Annotated in this window: 15 protein-coding genes; 12 read left to right on the top strand and 3 right to left on the bottom strand. The window is 38.7% G+C overall.

The window, feature by feature from the left end; translation table 11 throughout:
- Positions 1 to 7: 7 nt before the first annotated feature.
- From NUV40_03595 to NUV40_03545, 11 genes are all read left to right on the top strand, one after another.
- Positions 8 to 1,213, top strand: a complete 1,206-nt coding sequence (locus NUV40_03595) for a type II secretion system F family protein (GenBank protein ID MCR4342953.1) — start codon at positions 8 to 10, stop codon at positions 1,211 to 1,213.
- Positions 1,214 to 1,217: 4 nt separating this feature from the next.
- Positions 1,218 to 1,673 carry a prepilin-type N-terminal cleavage/methylation domain-containing protein gene (locus NUV40_03590; GenBank protein ID MCR4342952.1) on the top strand — a complete coding sequence of 152 codons (456 nt, stop codon included), beginning with the start codon at positions 1,218 to 1,220 and terminating at the stop codon, positions 1,671 to 1,673.
- A 12-nt stretch (positions 1,674 to 1,685) separates the two neighbouring features.
- Positions 1,686 to 2,171, top strand: a complete 486-nt coding sequence (locus NUV40_03585) for a type II secretion system GspH family protein (protein ID MCR4342951.1) — start codon at positions 1,686 to 1,688, stop codon at positions 2,169 to 2,171.
- Between the two features lie 12 nt (positions 2,172 to 2,183).
- On the top strand, positions 2,184 to 2,720 hold the full coding sequence (locus NUV40_03580) for a prepilin-type N-terminal cleavage/methylation domain-containing protein (protein MCR4342950.1): 537 nt from the start codon (positions 2,184 to 2,186) through the stop codon (positions 2,718 to 2,720).
- Positions 2,721 to 2,760: 40 nt separating this feature from the next.
- Positions 2,761 to 4,593 carry a hypothetical protein gene (locus tag NUV40_03575; protein MCR4342949.1) on the top strand — a complete coding sequence of 611 codons (1,833 nt, stop codon included), beginning with the start codon at positions 2,761 to 2,763 and terminating at the stop codon, positions 4,591 to 4,593.
- Positions 4,594 to 4,621: 28 nt separating this feature from the next.
- On the top strand, positions 4,622 to 5,587 hold the full coding sequence (locus tag NUV40_03570) for a 4Fe-4S dicluster domain-containing protein (GenBank protein ID MCR4342948.1): 966 nt from the start codon (positions 4,622 to 4,624) through the stop codon (positions 5,585 to 5,587).
- Between the two features lie 45 nt (positions 5,588 to 5,632).
- On the top strand, positions 5,633 to 6,463 hold the full coding sequence (locus tag NUV40_03565; protein MCR4342947.1) for an FAD/NAD(P)-binding protein: 831 nt from the start codon (positions 5,633 to 5,635) through the stop codon (positions 6,461 to 6,463).
- Between the two features lie 98 nt (positions 6,464 to 6,561).
- Positions 6,562 to 7,350, top strand: coding sequence for an NADH:ubiquinone oxidoreductase (locus tag NUV40_03560; protein MCR4342946.1), 789 nt, complete (start codon positions 6,562 to 6,564; stop codon positions 7,348 to 7,350).
- Positions 7,340 to 8,722: a UDP-N-acetylmuramoyl-L-alanine--D-glutamate ligase gene (gene murD / locus NUV40_03555; protein ID MCR4342945.1), complete on the top strand. Its 1,383-nt coding sequence runs from the start codon at positions 7,340 to 7,342 to the stop codon at positions 8,720 to 8,722. The genes NUV40_03560 and murD overlap by 11 nt, the downstream gene beginning before the upstream one ends.
- Positions 8,723 to 8,741: 19 nt before the next feature.
- Positions 8,742 to 10,049 carry a UDP-N-acetylmuramate--L-alanine ligase gene (locus tag NUV40_03550; GenBank protein MCR4342944.1) on the top strand — a complete coding sequence of 436 codons (1,308 nt, stop codon included), beginning with the start codon at positions 8,742 to 8,744 and terminating at the stop codon, positions 10,047 to 10,049.
- A gap of 105 nt (positions 10,050 to 10,154) precedes the next feature.
- A complete protein-coding gene (locus NUV40_03545; GenBank protein ID MCR4342943.1) occupies positions 10,155 to 11,381 on the top strand; it encodes a Ni/Fe hydrogenase subunit alpha in 1,227 nt (408 codons plus the stop codon).
- Here the strand turns inward: NUV40_03545 and hydG are convergent.
- Genes hydG through NUV40_03530 form a run of 3 tightly spaced genes read right to left on the bottom strand, consistent with a single transcriptional unit; the run spans position 11,378 to position 14,326 of the window.
- Positions 11,378 to 12,754 (bottom strand): [FeFe] hydrogenase H-cluster radical SAM maturase HydG, encoded by a 1,377-nt coding sequence (hydG, locus tag NUV40_03540; GenBank protein MCR4342942.1) that lies wholly within the window; start codon positions 12,752 to 12,754, stop codon positions 11,378 to 11,380. The two genes, NUV40_03545 and hydG, sit on opposite strands and share 4 nt — an antisense overlap.
- A 6-nt stretch (positions 12,755 to 12,760) precedes the next feature.
- Positions 12,761 to 14,044, bottom strand: a complete 1,284-nt coding sequence (gene hydE, locus NUV40_03535; GenBank protein ID MCR4342941.1) for a [FeFe] hydrogenase H-cluster radical SAM maturase HydE — start codon at positions 14,042 to 14,044, stop codon at positions 12,761 to 12,763.
- 9 nt (positions 14,045 to 14,053) lie between these two features.
- The gene (locus NUV40_03530; GenBank protein ID MCR4342940.1) at positions 14,054 to 14,326 is read right to left on the bottom strand and encodes a HypC/HybG/HupF family hydrogenase formation chaperone; all 273 of its coding nucleotides are present in this window, start codon (positions 14,324 to 14,326) and stop codon (positions 14,054 to 14,056) included.
- 216 nt (positions 14,327 to 14,542) lie between these two features.
- Between NUV40_03530 and NUV40_03525 the strand changes: the two genes are divergently transcribed.
- A complete protein-coding gene (locus tag NUV40_03525) occupies positions 14,543 to 14,794 on the top strand; it encodes a glutaredoxin family protein (protein MCR4342939.1) in 252 nt (83 codons plus the stop codon).
- The last annotated feature ends 51 nt before the right edge of the window (positions 14,795 to 14,845 follow it).

Genomic DNA, 14,845 nt, shown 5'->3' with positions numbered 1-14,845 from the left:
ATAATTTATGAAATTCAAATATAAAGCGAAAAAAATAACCGGTGAGGAAACGGAGGGAGAACTTGATGCAAAAGACAGGTTTGAGCTTGCTAAGGATTTGAAAGCCGAAGGTTATATGCTTACTTCATATAAAGAAGAAAAAGAAGCGAAGCCTTTTTTGTCTTTTTCGTTTTTAAGTATTGTGCCTGCGTCGGAGAAAATGGTCTTTGCAAGAAATTTGTCCGTTATGATAAGCGCCGGACTTTCTGTGACAAGGGCTTTGTCTATTATCGTAAAACAGACTAAAAATAATAAATTCAAAGAAACAGTTGAGTCATTAAAAAATAATATACAGAAAGGTAAATCCATATCAGAGTCAATGGCGCTATTCCCGAAGATTTTTTCAAGCCTTTTTGTCGCGATGGTAAAAATGGGAGAAGAGTCGGGCAAATTAAGCGAAGCGCTTGAGATTATAGGGATACAGCTTGAGAGGGATTGGACTCTAAAAAAGAAGATTAAGGGAGCGATGATTTACCCTGTGATCGTGGTAATTGCGCTTATAATAATAGGGATTCTCCTTTTGGTTTTTGTCGTTCCTACTTTGGTTTCTACCTTTTCAGAGCTTAAAATAGAACTTCCTTTAAGCACTAGAATGATTATCGGTTTAAGTAATTTTTTAATAAATAATTCCTTAATTACAATTATATTTTCCGCCGCCTTTTTTTCTCTGATGACTTGGTTATTAAGACTGCCGAAAGGAAAGAGACTTTTTGAATATGTATTGCTTAGAGTCCCAATTATATCTCCTTTAGTGAAAAAAATTAACTCTGCGCGCACAGCAAGAACGCTTTCTTCTTTGACGGGGTCCGGAGTTAAGATAATAGAAGCGCTTGATATAACGATTGATGTTATCCAAAATTCTTATTATAAAGAAGTTATTTCAAAGGCTAAGATAGAAATTCAAAAAGGCTCTCCTGTTTCAAAAGTCTTTCAAGAAAATGAGAATCTATACCCTGTGCTGGTGGGCGAGATGATGGCGGTTGGCGAAGAGACGGGAAAGTTTTCAGAAATGCTTGAGAGAGTCGCTGATTTTTATGAAGAGGAGGTTAATAATACGACTAAGAATCTTTCAACCGTCATAGAACCGCTTTTGATGGTTGTTGTGGGCGCTGTCGTAGGCTTCTTTGCCGTATCAATGATATCGCCTATGTATTCTATGGCAGGAGGCTTATAAAAATATGAATAAAGGGTTTACTTTAATTGAATTTATTATAGTTATAGTCATTGTGTCTATATTAGCCAGTTTCGCTGTAATATCATTTGCTTCTTTTCGCAATAATCAGGCTTTAAGCAATACTATTTCGGATGCCGTTTCTATGATAAATGAAGCAAAGATTAATACCATTTCTTCAAAAGACGACTCTGCTTACGGGATTCATTTTGAAACAAATAGGGCGGTTTTATTTAAGGGGGCGGTTTTTTCGGAACCGAATCCTGACAATCGCAGTCTTCTTTTTTCTCCATTGATTGAAATTTCTTCAATTTCTTTAAATGGCGGAGGATCTGATATTATGTTTAAAAAACTTACGGGAAAGACAGAACAATATGGCACGATTATTTTTAGAGTTAAGTCCGATGTTGGCAATACAAAGACTGCAAATATTACGCAGAGCGGGTCTATTGATCAAAATTAATTATTAAAAAAAATGAGAGAAAATAAATTAAACGATCGCGGATTCGGATTGGTAGAGATTGTAATAGCTGTGGCTATTATCTCTTTCTCTGTTTTTAGCCTATTTTTTATTTTTGAGCTTTCTCTTAGAGCAGAGAGAAAGACTGCAAATAACATAAAAGCGTCATTTTTGCTTGAAGAGGGAATTGAAGCGGCCAAAATTATGCGTGATACTGGCTGGGGCACCAGTCTTGGCGCGCTCTCTTCAGGATTGGATTATTACCTTGTCTTTGATGGGTTAAATTGGCAAGTGTCTATTATCCCGAGTCTTATAGACGGTTTTTTTGAAAGAAAATTTATCATTGAAGATGTTTTGCGTGATGCCAATGACGATATATCGGAGTTCGGCACAATTGACCCGGATACCAAGAATGTGATTTTTTATGTTTCTTGGCAAGAAAGAGGCGCCACTACCACAAGCTTCGTTTCATCATACATTACAAATATTTTCAATAATTAAATTTTAAAATTAATGATGAGTAATAGATTAAAATTTAAGTCTTATATAGCCGGATTTACTCTTATTGAGATGGTTATTTATATCGCCATTCTATCTGTTATCGTTGTTTTGGTTATTTCATCTGTTTTAGCTATGTCTAAGTCATTGAGCAGTATTAATACATCAAGAAAGATTAATAATTTCGCAGAGACATCTTTAGAGAGGCTTGTCAGGGAGATAAGATTTGCAAGTAGCGTAGATACCTTGGGCAGTACATTCGGAGTTAATCCGGGTATTTTAAAACTGAATACTATAGATCCTATAAGCGAATCACCGACTACTGTTGAGTTCTATATTGATGGGACAGATCTTATGATTAAAGAAGGCGCAGGGGTAGCTGAAGATATAACTCCTTCATCGCTTTCTGTTACGAATCTGATTTTTCATGATATTGTTGTTCCCGGAATTTCTGAGTCAATAAAAATAGAAATTGAAGTAAATGGAATCAGTCTTTTTGGCAATAAGGTGGAAAAATTTTATAATACCGCAGTATTGAAGAGAAGTTATTGATTAGCCAGTAGTTATTAGCCATTAGTTAATAGAAATATATATGAGATTTTTGAAAAAACTATTCATAAAGCAATATACTTTAGACCTTAATAACGGTCAGGCCGGTCTTACTGTTGTTGTTTTATTTCTTTTTATTTCTATTGGACTTATAGCCGGAGCCTCTTCGCTTGCGTCAAAGGATGTAAAGGCAGGAAAGGTCTTTTCAAATTCTAAGAAAAGTTATTTTTTGGCTGAGTCAGGTGTTGAAGATGTGGTATACAGGATAAAAAGAGGGAAGAATGTTTCATCATCCGGGTCTATATTTACTCCAGACGGGCAAGTTAATATTATCGTTTCAAGTCCATTAGGGGGCAATAAAGAAATAGTCGCAACTGCTGATATTTTAGGATATGTGAGGAAAATAAAAGCTGTTCTTTCTTCTGCGTATGGCTTTGAATTTTTCTACGGCGTAGAGGTGGGTGAAGGGGGATTAGAGATGGATGAGAATTCCGCTGTTATAGGTAATATTTATTCAAATGGTTCGGTTACAGGCGAAAATGGATCAAAAATATCCGGTGATGCGATTGTAGCGACCAATATAGAAGAGAGCGGTCAGGTAAAATCAGCGGTCTGCAACCAGGACCAGCTTTTTGGTCAAGTTAACCCCGTGGTAGATATGGCCCAAAGTTTTATCGCGCCACAGACCGGTAAGCTCGCTAAAATCAGCATTTATATTAAAAAAGTAAGCAACCCGTCAAACAGAACCATAAGGATAACCGGTGACAGTAGCGGATCGCCGGATGAAAATAATGTGTTTGCCAGCGCGACCCTTTCTGCCAGTTTGGTAACTACGGAGTACGGATGGATTGATGTCGTCTTTCTATCTCCCCCAATGCTAGTGAACGGAAATACTTATTGGATTGTTTTTGATGCCAGCAGGAGTTCAACTAAGTATTGGTATTGGTGTTCTGATTCTAATAATGGTTATGGCAATGGTATTGGCAAATACAGCGAGGATTGGGACAATGATCCATGGACGCAAATCACAGGCGATCTGAATTTCAGGACTTATTGGGGGTCTGGCATTAATTTTATAGATAATATTATTGTGACAGGCGACGCTAAATCTAATACTATAACGAACTCAAAGATTTGCGGTGATGCTTATTATCAATCCATTGATTCAGCTTCTTTGGATTTTTTAAATAGTCCGTCAAGTCCGACTTGTTTGAATCCATTAACTCCCGGTATCGGCTATTTAGTATCTTCTGATCAACCATATCAAGGCATGCCTATTTCTGATGCGAATATTGAGAGCTGGAAGACTGATGCGAGTGTCGGCGGACAAGTCATTGGGGATCTTTCTGTCATTTCTAATATATCTCTTGGACCGAAAGAGATTACGGGAAATCTTATGATGACATCCAATAATAAAATACTGACAATTACCGGAACAGTGTATGTTCATGGCTATATTGATATTGCAAATGGGTCAACTATTCAATGTGATCCTTCTTATGGCGCGAATTCTTGCATTGTTATTGCTGACAGCTGGATTCATACAGAAAATAACAGTAATTTTCGCGGATCAGGCGAGACGGGTAGTTATTTGATGATGCTAACGACTTCAAATTGCGATGGCACGTCGGGGATAGGATGTACTCATCACAATGGCGCGGTTGATATACATAACAATGCATCTGGTGTCATTTTCTACGCTCAAAACGGTATGATAAATTTGCATAATGGCGTCAATGTTACGGAAATTATCGCTTATAAACTCAGGCTTGATAATACTGCCGTGGTTACTTACGAACAAGGTTTGGCTGACTTGAATTTTTCAGCCGGACCTTCCGGCGCCTGGGATATTGTTAACTGGAGGGAGGTGGAATAACTTTATTTATTTTATTATAATGAAATAAATGAAGATTTTAGAAGAAAAACGACTAAATATTTTTTTAGATAAGCTCGGAAAACAGGCGCAATTATTTGATGTTCGTGAAAGTATTTTGCCTCCGAAGCGATATTTTTTTCCTTCAAGAGAGATAACTTTTACATTTGATAAAAAAAGTAAAAGTCTCTCAAGCCAAAAGGCGCCTAAAGATTTTATTCTTTTTGGAATTTCACTTAAGGACTTAGAGGCTATTACTTATCTTGATGAGATAATGCAAAAGCCGGCGCGGGATGATTTTTATTTTAACAAAAGAGACAAATCAATTTTAATAGGCTTGACTGGGAAAGAATTCAATGTTGCTCCAGGGGGAGATATTATCTTGAGGAAATTAAAGAACGATGAGTATGAAGTCGTTGTCGTAACAAAAAAAGGGGAGAAGTTTTTAAAGAGATTGGATTTTCCTTTTACTTGCCTGCCGGCAGGTAAGGAAGAAAAAGATAGAGTTGAATATAAAATTTCTAAGAGCAAGACGATGGTAGAGCTTCATGGACTTTTGTCCGACCCTGAGCTTCTCCATGATGCTGTGAAGTGGTCTTGGCAAGGTTACCCGGAGATTTGGGATAAGCTGGCGGGGGAATGCCTTAATTGCGGGATCTGCACTTATGTTTGCCCACTTTGCCATTGTTTTTCTGTAGAAGATGAAATGGATCTTTCCGGAGACGAATGTAGGCGTTGTCGTAAGTGGGATGCTTGCACTCTGCCCGAGTTCGCTAAGGTTGCCGGAGGAATAGGGCGACCGGGGCATAGTTTTCATAAAGGAGTGAAAGAGAGGTATTATAATTGGTTTTATCATAAATTTGTGAGAGGTTATCTTGAATTTGGCAAATCCCAGTGTGTCACCTGTGGTAGATGTAAGAAATATTGTCCGGCGCGGATTGATATAGAGGAAGTTCTTTTGGAGATAATGAATAGGTTTAAAAAAATTAAAAATTAAATTCACAAGATTTTTATCCGTTTTCATCTTAAATAAATAATAATTATGCAAAATATTTACGAGCCGATACCGGTAAAAATTCAAAAAATTGAAATATATTCAGGTGACGTTAAGCTTTTCCGTATGGCTAAGTTAGATGGAAGCCCTTTCCCTTTAAATCAAAATGGACTCGTATTTGTGCCGGGTCAATTTGTGCTCGCTGGTTTGTGGGGGTATGGAGAGTCGCCGTTTGGTCCGGCTTCTCACCCAAATGATTCTTCGTGTATAGAGGTTGTTGTTAGAAAAGTCGGCCAAGTTACAAGCGCTTTGCACTCTCTTGAAGAGGGAGATGAACTGACACTAAGAGGACCTTATGGCAATGGGTATCCGATAGATTTTTTTCGCGAGAAAGATGTTATCTTAATAACAGGCGGCTGTGGTATTCCGCCAATAGCTTCGCTTGTTGAATATATTATTTCAAATAGGAGCGATTTTGGAGAAGTTAATCTTCTATATGGCGCCACTACTCCGGAAGATCTTTTAATGAAGGAAAGGATGAATGAATGGAAGAGGAGGATAAATGTTACTTTGACTGTTGATAAGCCGGCTTGTAATTGGGACGGTAATACCGGTTTTGTGACTGATTGCTTGGAACACCTGAAGATAAATTCGGCTAACACAGTGGTTGCGATGTGTGGGCCTGGTCCGATGGTTGACGCCATAGAGAACTTACTTAATCCAATGGGCATACCTGATAGGAGAATTTTCGTAAGTATGGAGAGAAAGATGCAGTGCGGGGTAGGCCGGTGTCAGCATTGTGTCTGCGGGGATAAATATGTATGCGTTGACGGACCAGTATTCAATTTAGATGAGATAGATAAAGCGTGGGATAAATGATGTAGGAAAGCGTTGGAATCAAAAATCTTAATTTCCTTAAGAACGGTCATAGAGGGAAATTCTACAGAAATTAAGTTTTTGTTTCCAACTTAATATATATGAAAAATTTAGCAAAACCAAAAATAGCCATATACGACTTCACCGACTGCGAAGGATGTGAAGTAAAACTCGTTTCTATTAAAGAGAAGCTTTTGGATCTGGAGAAGAGATTTAATATCGTGAATTGGAGGCTAGGTCAAGAGCATTTTGAAGACGGTCCATATGACGTCACTATTATAGAAGGAACACCTGTCACCAAAGACGAGATTGACCTTCTTGTAGAGCTCCGCGAAAAATCAAAAGTGATTGTCGCTTTGGGCGCGTGCGCTTCTATAGCCGGCATACCGGGGATAATGGATAAAAAAGATAGAGAAAAATGGTATAAGAAAATTTATGGTGAAGGGTATAAGCCTAAAGGGATTGATGCACTCCCTCTTTCAGCTTATGTGAAGGTTGATTATATGATACATGGTTGTCCTGTAGAAGAAGACGAAATAATGAGAGCTCTTGAAGAGCTGTTAGCCGGGAAGACCCCCCGTTATCATGGTTACTCGGTTTGCTTTGAATGTAAGGAAAGAGAGAATCCTTGTCGTTTACTTGAAGATAAGATATGCTTTGGTCCTATAACTCAAGGTGGGTGTAAGGCGGTGTGCATCTCCGGAGGAAGCCCTTGTTATGGATGTTTTGGCCCCAGGGAAGAGGCTAATATACCGGCACTGGTAAAGATATTAAAGAAGTTTGCCGCCAATAAAGAGATAGATAGGCATCTTTCTATGTTTTTTAACAAGATTAAAGAATATAGAGAAGTGTTTGAAAAAGAAATGAAGAAAAAGAAAAATGGAAAATAAATTTAAAAATAAGAGAGTTGTCGTGATGGGCTTGGGGGGGTATGGAGACGGCAGCGGCATATCTGCCGCTTTGTTTTTTGCGCGGGTCGGCGCCCGTGTCCTCGTGACAGATCTTAAGAAAGAAGAAGATCTAAGACATCAGATTAAAAAATTGAATAAGTTTAAGAATATACAATACTTTTTTGGTGGACATAGGGAAAAGGATTTCCAGAGGGCGGATCTGATTTTTCAAAATCCCTCAGTTCCTGATTCTTCGGTTTATCTTAAAATTGCCAGAGAAAATAATATCCCTATCATCAATGACTGGAGTCTATTTTTAGATAACAATGACAATTTCCTTATAGGCGTTACTGGGAGTAAGGGCAAGAGTACGACCACTTCTTTAGTTTACGAATTTATTAAAAAGAAGAATAAGGCTATTCTTTGCGGAAATATAGGTGTTTCTCCGCTTAAGTATATGGATAAGATAAAAAAAGAAGATGTTGTTGTGGCGGAATTCTCAAGCTGGCTTTTAAGAGGTCTTTTGCCGGCAAAGAAGAGTCCTAATATTGCGGTTATTACTAATCTAAAGTCAGACCATCTTGATAAGTATAAGAGTTTAGAGGATTACCATAATGATAAAAAGATTATTTTTAAATTTCAAGGACCGCAAGATTTCCTTATTCTAAATAAGGATGATAAAGAGTCTAAGAAAGCGGGCAAAGGTATAAAGAGCAGGATTTTTTGGTTTTCTAAAAAACATTTTAATGGTAAGGACGGTATTTTTATTGAAGGTAGAGACATTGTATTCAAGGTAGACGGAAAAGAAGAAAAAGTGGTGAAAATTAGCGACATCCAGGTTCCCGGCGATCATAACTTGGAGAATGTGCTAGCTGGAGTTTGTGCGGCAAAAATTTTCGGTGTGAAGAATAGTGATATTAGAATGGTCTTGCGAGATTTTAAGGGGGTTAAAGATAGGCTTGAGCTGGTGCGTGAAATAAAGGGCATAAAGTATTATAATGACACGACTGCGACGAATCCGGACGGAGCGGTGTCTGCCCTGAAGGCTTTCAAGGAGAAGAAGAAAAGAATAATTCTGATTGCCGGAGGAGTTGATAAAAATCTTGATTATAAAGAATTTGCGAAAACTATAAAAAAAGAAGTAAAAGAGTTAATCATTTTCCCTGGCACTGCCACAGATAAGCTTCTAAAAGAGATAAATGTGCACCACTCGGTGGTGCACAAAATGAAGGAGGCGGTGAGATTGGCGAGGAGTCTTTCCAAGAAAGGGGACATAGTGTTGCTTTCTCCGGGCGCGGCAAGCTTTGGTTTGTTTAAGAATGAATTTGACAGGGGCAAACAGTTTGTAAGAGAGGTAAGGAAGTTAAAGTAAAAAGATTACAACATTAAAAATGAAAAAAAATCTATTGGATAATATAAAAAGCGTTCACTTTATCGGTATAGGGGGTATCGGTGTCTCGGCTATTGCCAGGATGATGAAGAGGGAAGGGAAAGCGGTGAGCGGTTCGGATCTCCATGGCTCGGCGATCCTTGCCGATCTTAAGAAAGCGGGAATGAATATAAAGATAGGGCATAAATCCCCTAATCTTCCTGATAATACAGATTTAGTTGTCTATACCACAGCTATATCTCCCAACAACCCTGAACTTAAAAAGGCAAAGAAGATGGGGATTTTTGCCATAAGTTACCCTGAGATGCTCGGGTTTGTCTCCGGAGAAAAATACACCATTGCTGTCTCCGGTACGCACGGCAAGACGACAACCACAGCGATGATTGCCAAGGCGCTAAGTGATGCAAAAGTGGATCCTACTGTTGTCGTGGGGAGTATATTGAAAGAGGGCGGAAGTAATTTCGTTTTCGGAAAGTCAAAATATTTTCTCACGGAGGCGTGTGAGTATAGGCGCGCTTTTCTTAATCTTTCGCCGAAGATTATAGTTATCACAAATATTGATAAAGATCACTTGGATTATTATAAGGACCTACGAGACATTCAAAGCGCTTTTATTTCTCTTGTAAAAAAATTAGGTAAAGACGGGCATTTTGTTTGTGGTGTGTCAGGTAAAAATATGAAGCCGATTATCAATGAGGCAAAAAAGACGGGCTGTAAGATTGTTGATTATTCCAAAATATCAACTAGATTAAATCTCAAGGTGCCGGGGAATCATAATATAGATAACGCTAAAGCAGCTATGGCTGTGGCGCAGATATTGAAGGTGAAAAATCCTCTAATAGTGGAAGCACTTAATAATTTTAAAGGAACTTGGCGAAGATTTGAGTATAAGGGAAAAATTAATGGTGTTTCTATATATGATGATTATGCTCATCATCCGACAGAGATACAAACGACACTCAAAGGCGCTAGAGATTATTTCAAAAAGAAGAAAGTATGGGTCGTCTTCCAGCCTCATCTTTACTCTAGGACAAAATTACTTCTCACCGAATTTGCCAAGAGCTTCAATAGTGCCGATGAAGTTATAATTACCGATATTTACGCGGCGCGGGAGAAAAAAGATAAAACAATCAGCGGGAAAGATTTGGCGGAGAAAATCAGGAAATATAACAGGAATACCCAATATATCGGTCCTTTTGGTAAAATTGAAAAATTTTTGATTAAAAATGCTCAAAAAGGCGATGTTATTATCACTATCGGCGCGGGGGACGTTTTTAAAATAGGCGAAAGTTTGTTATTATTAAATTAAAGTAAAAATTTATTTAGAAAAATCGGGAAATCGGCGCCCTTAGCTCACGGACGAGATAGGGATTCGCCGGGAACCGATTTCCCGATTTTTTTATAAACGAATTTTATGTCTGAAAAGAATCTAGTAAAAAAAAGAGCCGATGAATATATTGCCAAGATTGAAGGGCACGGCTCTTTGGCTATTGATTGGCGGAAGGGGAAAGTGGAGCTTAATGTCCATGAGGGAGAGCGCTTGTTTGAAGGGATCTTGGTTGGAAGAACGGCCGATGAGATGCATTGGATCACCCCGAGGATTTGCGGTGTCTGCCCTATTGCCCATAACTTGGCTTCGCTTGCCGCCACTGAAGATGCTCTAGGGGTGGAGATTACAGAGACTGCGAAATTGCTTCGCCGGCTTATGCAGGTTGGACAAAATGTGCAGAGTCACGTACTCCACGCAGTCTTTTTGGCTTTGCCGGATTATATAGGGATAGATAGGATTACAGAGCTTGATTTTAAGGACCCGAAGAAATTTGAACTTGCACTTTCTCTTAAAGAGCTTGGAGATGAGATTGCTTATGTGGTGGCGGGACGCAATGTCCATCCTACGCGAACTACGGTGGGCGGTTTTCATAAAACGCCGACCAAAGAAGAGCTTAGCGGTTTATTGGAGAAAGTAAAAATAGCGATCCCGAAAGCGAAGGCACTGGCAGACTTCTTCGCTACTCTTGAATATCCTGAGCTGCAGGTTGATCTTGAACTTTTGGCTCAGAAAGATGGCAAAGTGCTTTCAAATAAAAGAGAATCTTTCAGTATTAAAGATTATAAGAAGAATATTGAAGAGGAGGTGAAGAAATATTCCACTGCCAAATTCGGTTCGTATAAGGGCAATGTTTATATGGTGGGCTCTCTGGCCCGACTTTATCATAAGAGTTTTTATGACAGAGACATTTCTTTTTTCGGGCTAGACTTTAAAAATCCGTATCACAATAATTTGGCACAAGTCATAGAGACGCTTTTTGAACTTGAAGAAGCGGTTTCTATCTTAGGGAAGTTATTGAAAAAAGATATTGACGATAGGGTAGCCTCTCCTTCGAAGAATCCATCTCTTGTTGGTATAGGCGCGGTAGAGGCGCCACGAGGAGGTCTTTATAATGAAGTTCATTTTGATAAAGATGGCATTATAAAATACGCTAACATTATTACGCCGACAGTGCAGAACCTCACTTCTATGGAAAATACCGCTGAGGCCTTGTTAGCTCAGCATAGCGAGAAGTCTCACGAAGAGCTTGAACACCTGATGGAGATGTTAATTCGCGCCTATGATCCTTGCATCACTTGCTCCGTGCATTAAAAATAAAGGTCCCTCTTTCCTTGCTCTATAGCTTTTAGCCTCTTTTTGGTTTCTTTTTTTATATTTTCATTCGGGATCTGCTCTAAATATCTAACCATCAATTTCTCTCCTTCTGTTCTAACTTCACTCTGAGCGTAATCTTCAAGATATTCTTTGAAAGTTAAGATGGCGTTTGGCCTGCAGAAGTTCTGGATATCGCCGGGCTTGGCCAAGTCCATAAAAGCTTTTCCCGTGCGTTTTTTTCTGTAGCAGGCGGTGCAGAAACTAGGCAATAGATCTTGTCTAATGGCGCTTATTAGGAATTGATTAATATCTCTGTGGTCGCCCAACTCAAATTGTTTTAATCTATTTTCTTTTTCACTGTAGCCACCAGGGGTTGTTATGGAGCCGGAACTTGCTTGGGAAATACCTATTTCAAATGCTTTAGATCGTATTTCTGGCGTCTCTCTTGTTGAGATAATAATGCCGGTGTAAGGTACTGCCATTCTAAGGATGGCTATTATCTTCAGAAAATCATCATTATTAACCTTATAAGGAGTTTTCATCTTGACGGTTGGGGCCGGTTGGAAGCGAGGAACAGAAAAGGTATGCGGTCCGACGCCGTATTTCTTGTCTAAATACTTGGCGTGTGACAATAAGCTTAAAACTTCAAATTTATAGTTATAAAGCCCGAATAGGACGCCTAGTCCAACATCATCAATCCCCGCTTCAAATGCTTTGTCGTGAGCAAAGAGCTGTCTTTCGTAGTTAGCTTTTGGTCCGTCGTGCATTTTGTCATAGGTTTCGCGGTGATAAGTTTCTTGAAATAGCTGGTATGTCCCTATGCCGATTTTTTTTAATTTTTTATAATCCTCTACTGAGGTAGCCGCTATGTTAACATTTACTCTCCTTATCTCCCCGTTTTTTGATTTAGTTTTATAAATAGTATCTATAGCATTAACGACATCTTCTATTTTGTTGAGGGGGTGTTCCCCGAATTCCAAGAGAAGTCTCTTGTGTCCCATATCTAAGAGGACTTTTACTTCTTGCTCAATCTCTTTTGTAGAAAGCTTTTTCCGCTCGTCAGTATTGCGTCTGTGGAAACCGCAATACTCGCAGTCGTTTATACAAAAGCTTGATATGTAAAGAGGAGCAAAGAGAACTAATCTCTCACCGTAGATATCTTGTTTTATCTGGCCAGCCGTCTTGTGCATTTCAGTCACAAGTTTCTTATCTTTTGTATTTAGAAGACAAGCGACATCTTTGAGATTTAAGCCTTTTTTCTTTGAAGCTTTTTTCAGTATTTTTAATACGGTATTCTTTTCGGGTTCTAATACGGTTTTTAGCAAGTTTAAAATTTTCTTTTCGTTTATTATTTCTGTAACTTTTGTCATATGTTATTATCTAGCGGATAATCCACTTCTTATCTCGTCTTCAATCATCTGGTAGCTGTCTTCTTCTCCGGAGAATAGAGCATATTTCTCCCAAGATTCCTCGGGGAGGCTCTTCTTGCCTGGATATATTTTATAATCCTCTCTATATTTAGCCGGTGTCAGATTAAACATTATTGAATTGCCTCCAGATTGAAGACCCTTTTTCCTTCCTTCTTTGTCTAATGTTTCAAGAGAACTTGCCACCACTATTCTTGAGCGAGGCATAACAAGGCGAGAGACAGCTATCATTTTTAAAGCCATTTCCATATCTCCTTTTTCCTCATCTTTAAGCGGAGTTTCTTTTGATGGTATAAATGGCCCCATTGATACCATGTTTACTTTAAAATCTTTCATAAAGATTATGTCATTAGCTAAATCACTTATAGTCTGCCCCGGCAGTCCTATGAGAGGACCGGAGGCTATGTAGTAACCCATCTCTTTCATCTTTTTCAGTAACTCAAATCTATTTTCTTTATTTCCTTTATTCACACCGCCCGGATGATACTTTTCATATAAGCTAGGATTAGTTGTCTCAAAGCGGAAAAGCACTCCGTCGGCGCCAGCCTTCTTGAATTTTTCATATGCTTCGGGAGATCTCTCTCCCACTGAAAGAAAGACGAAGACTCGGCATCTTTCTTTAATTCCTTTTACTATTCTCTCAATCTCCTCGTCTCTGTAGCCCAAGTCCATTCCTGACTGAAGCACTAGCATTTTATATCCCTTCTTGTTTACGGCTTCATCGGCTGTCGCTACCACCTCTTCAGGACTCATGCGGAACCTTGTTAAATTTCTATTCTCAGCTCTTACTCCGCAATACAAGCAATTATTCCCGCAGTAATTTGAGAATTCTATTATCCCATGAAGACAGATGAAATCTTTTAGGCTTGTCTTTCTTACGACATCCGCTTCGCTGAATAATGATTCTATTTCGTCTTTGTTATCAAGCGAGAGTAAATATTCTATCTCGTCTTTTTTAAGTTCCCCCTTTTTTGAGTTAAGAATGATTTCTTTGAATTTTTTAGATAATTTGTCTTCTCTTATCAGTCTGTGAGATTCCAAGAGGTCTATAATCTCTTTTGCATCTTTTTCATTTATCTTTTTTACTGCTAGTCCTACGGTAGCAAGAAGCCAGTCTCCCTTCTTCACGCCGGGGGTAGTAGAGATATTAACTTCTTTTATTCCATCATAGCGTTTTACAGAAGCAATATTTCCATCTATTTTTATGATTTTACCGGGGATAGTTAAGCACATTTTAATTAGTTATTCGCAGTTGCAAATATGTTCATGTTCGTGTGTGTGAGAATCTTCATGCTCGTGAGAAGGCATTGTCTTTATCATCTCAAGGATTTTCAGCGCTTCATCTTCAGGTAGCTTCTGGATAGCCAGGTCACCGTGGATTAGAAGATAGTCGCCCAAATTAACCCCTTTGTTTCTAAGGAGGCTGATATTGGCTCGGTGGGTGTGGTCCATGGACTCTACTTCTACCCACTCTCCATCTATCTTTATAACTTTACTTGGCGTGGCAAGGCACATAATAAAAGATTAAAATTTAAAAATCAAAATGGAAAATTATTATTCAAAACTTATGATTTTATTTTAACTCATTTTGATTTTTAGCGCCAATATAAAGAGGTTGACCACGTCGCTCCTGCCTGCCGGTAGGCAGGCGCGAGCGACGTGGTTGAATTTAAGAGGTATTTGGGTATAATAAGGATATTATTAATTTAACACGCTTTTAGCGCGATAATCATGAAAAAAGTAAAAATTTATTCAACGCCAACTTGTATGTATTGCAAGATGACTAAAGATTTTTTTGATGATAAAGGGGTAGAGTATACAGATGTAGATTTGTCCGTTGATTCAGCCGCTCGTGATGAGGTGGTGAAGAAGACTAATCAGATGAGCGTGCCGGTGATAGAGATCTCCGAAGAGGGGAAAGATCCAGAGTATGTTATCGGATTTGACCAAGCTCTCCTTTCTGATAAATTGGGAATAAAATAATAGAAATAGAGTATTAGTTTCAATGCCCCGGCTTAAGTCGGGGCATTGAAT

It is taken from the genome of Patescibacteria group bacterium (genome assembly GCA_024654625.1).
Classification (GTDB): Bacteria; Patescibacteriota; Minisyncoccia.
Note: the sequence above shows the minus strand (reverse complement) of the source record. Positions and strands in the feature narration are given on the sequence as shown.

Excerpts from the sequence above, each read along its gene's own strand:
- NUV40_03585 (MCR4342951.1), top strand. The coding sequence starts at position 1,686 with ATGAGAGAAAATAAATTAAACGATCGCGGATTCGGATTGGTAGAGATT.
- NUV40_03595 (MCR4342953.1), top strand. The coding sequence starts at position 8 with ATGAAATTCAAATATAAAGCGAAAAAAATAACCGGTGAGGAAACGGAG.
- NUV40_03580 (MCR4342950.1), top strand. The coding sequence starts at position 2,184 with ATGATGAGTAATAGATTAAAATTTAAGTCTTATATAGCCGGATTTACT.
- NUV40_03590 (MCR4342952.1), top strand. The coding sequence starts at position 1,218 with ATGAATAAAGGGTTTACTTTAATTGAATTTATTATAGTTATAGTCATT.
- murD (MCR4342945.1), top strand. The coding sequence starts at position 7,340 with ATGGAAAATAAATTTAAAAATAAGAGAGTTGTCGTGATGGGCTTGGGG.
- NUV40_03530 (MCR4342940.1), bottom strand. The coding sequence starts at position 14,326 with ATGTGCCTTGCCACGCCAAGTAAAGTTATAAAGATAGATGGAGAGTGG.
- NUV40_03570 (MCR4342948.1), top strand. The coding sequence starts at position 4,622 with ATGAAGATTTTAGAAGAAAAACGACTAAATATTTTTTTAGATAAGCTC.
- NUV40_03565 (MCR4342947.1), top strand. The coding sequence starts at position 5,633 with ATGCAAAATATTTACGAGCCGATACCGGTAAAAATTCAAAAAATTGAA.
- NUV40_03525 (MCR4342939.1), top strand. The coding sequence starts at position 14,543 with ATGAAAAAAGTAAAAATTTATTCAACGCCAACTTGTATGTATTGCAAG.
- NUV40_03550 (MCR4342944.1), top strand. The coding sequence starts at position 8,742 with ATGAAAAAAAATCTATTGGATAATATAAAAAGCGTTCACTTTATCGGT.
- NUV40_03545 (MCR4342943.1), top strand. The coding sequence starts at position 10,155 with ATGTCTGAAAAGAATCTAGTAAAAAAAAGAGCCGATGAATATATTGCC.
- hydG (MCR4342942.1), bottom strand. The coding sequence starts at position 12,754 with ATGACAAAAGTTACAGAAATAATAAACGAAAAGAAAATTTTAAACTTG.
- NUV40_03560 (MCR4342946.1), top strand. The coding sequence starts at position 6,562 with ATGAAAAATTTAGCAAAACCAAAAATAGCCATATACGACTTCACCGAC.
- NUV40_03575 (MCR4342949.1), top strand. The coding sequence starts at position 2,761 with ATGAGATTTTTGAAAAAACTATTCATAAAGCAATATACTTTAGACCTT.
- hydE (MCR4342941.1), bottom strand. The coding sequence starts at position 14,044 with ATGTGCTTAACTATCCCCGGTAAAATCATAAAAATAGATGGAAATATT.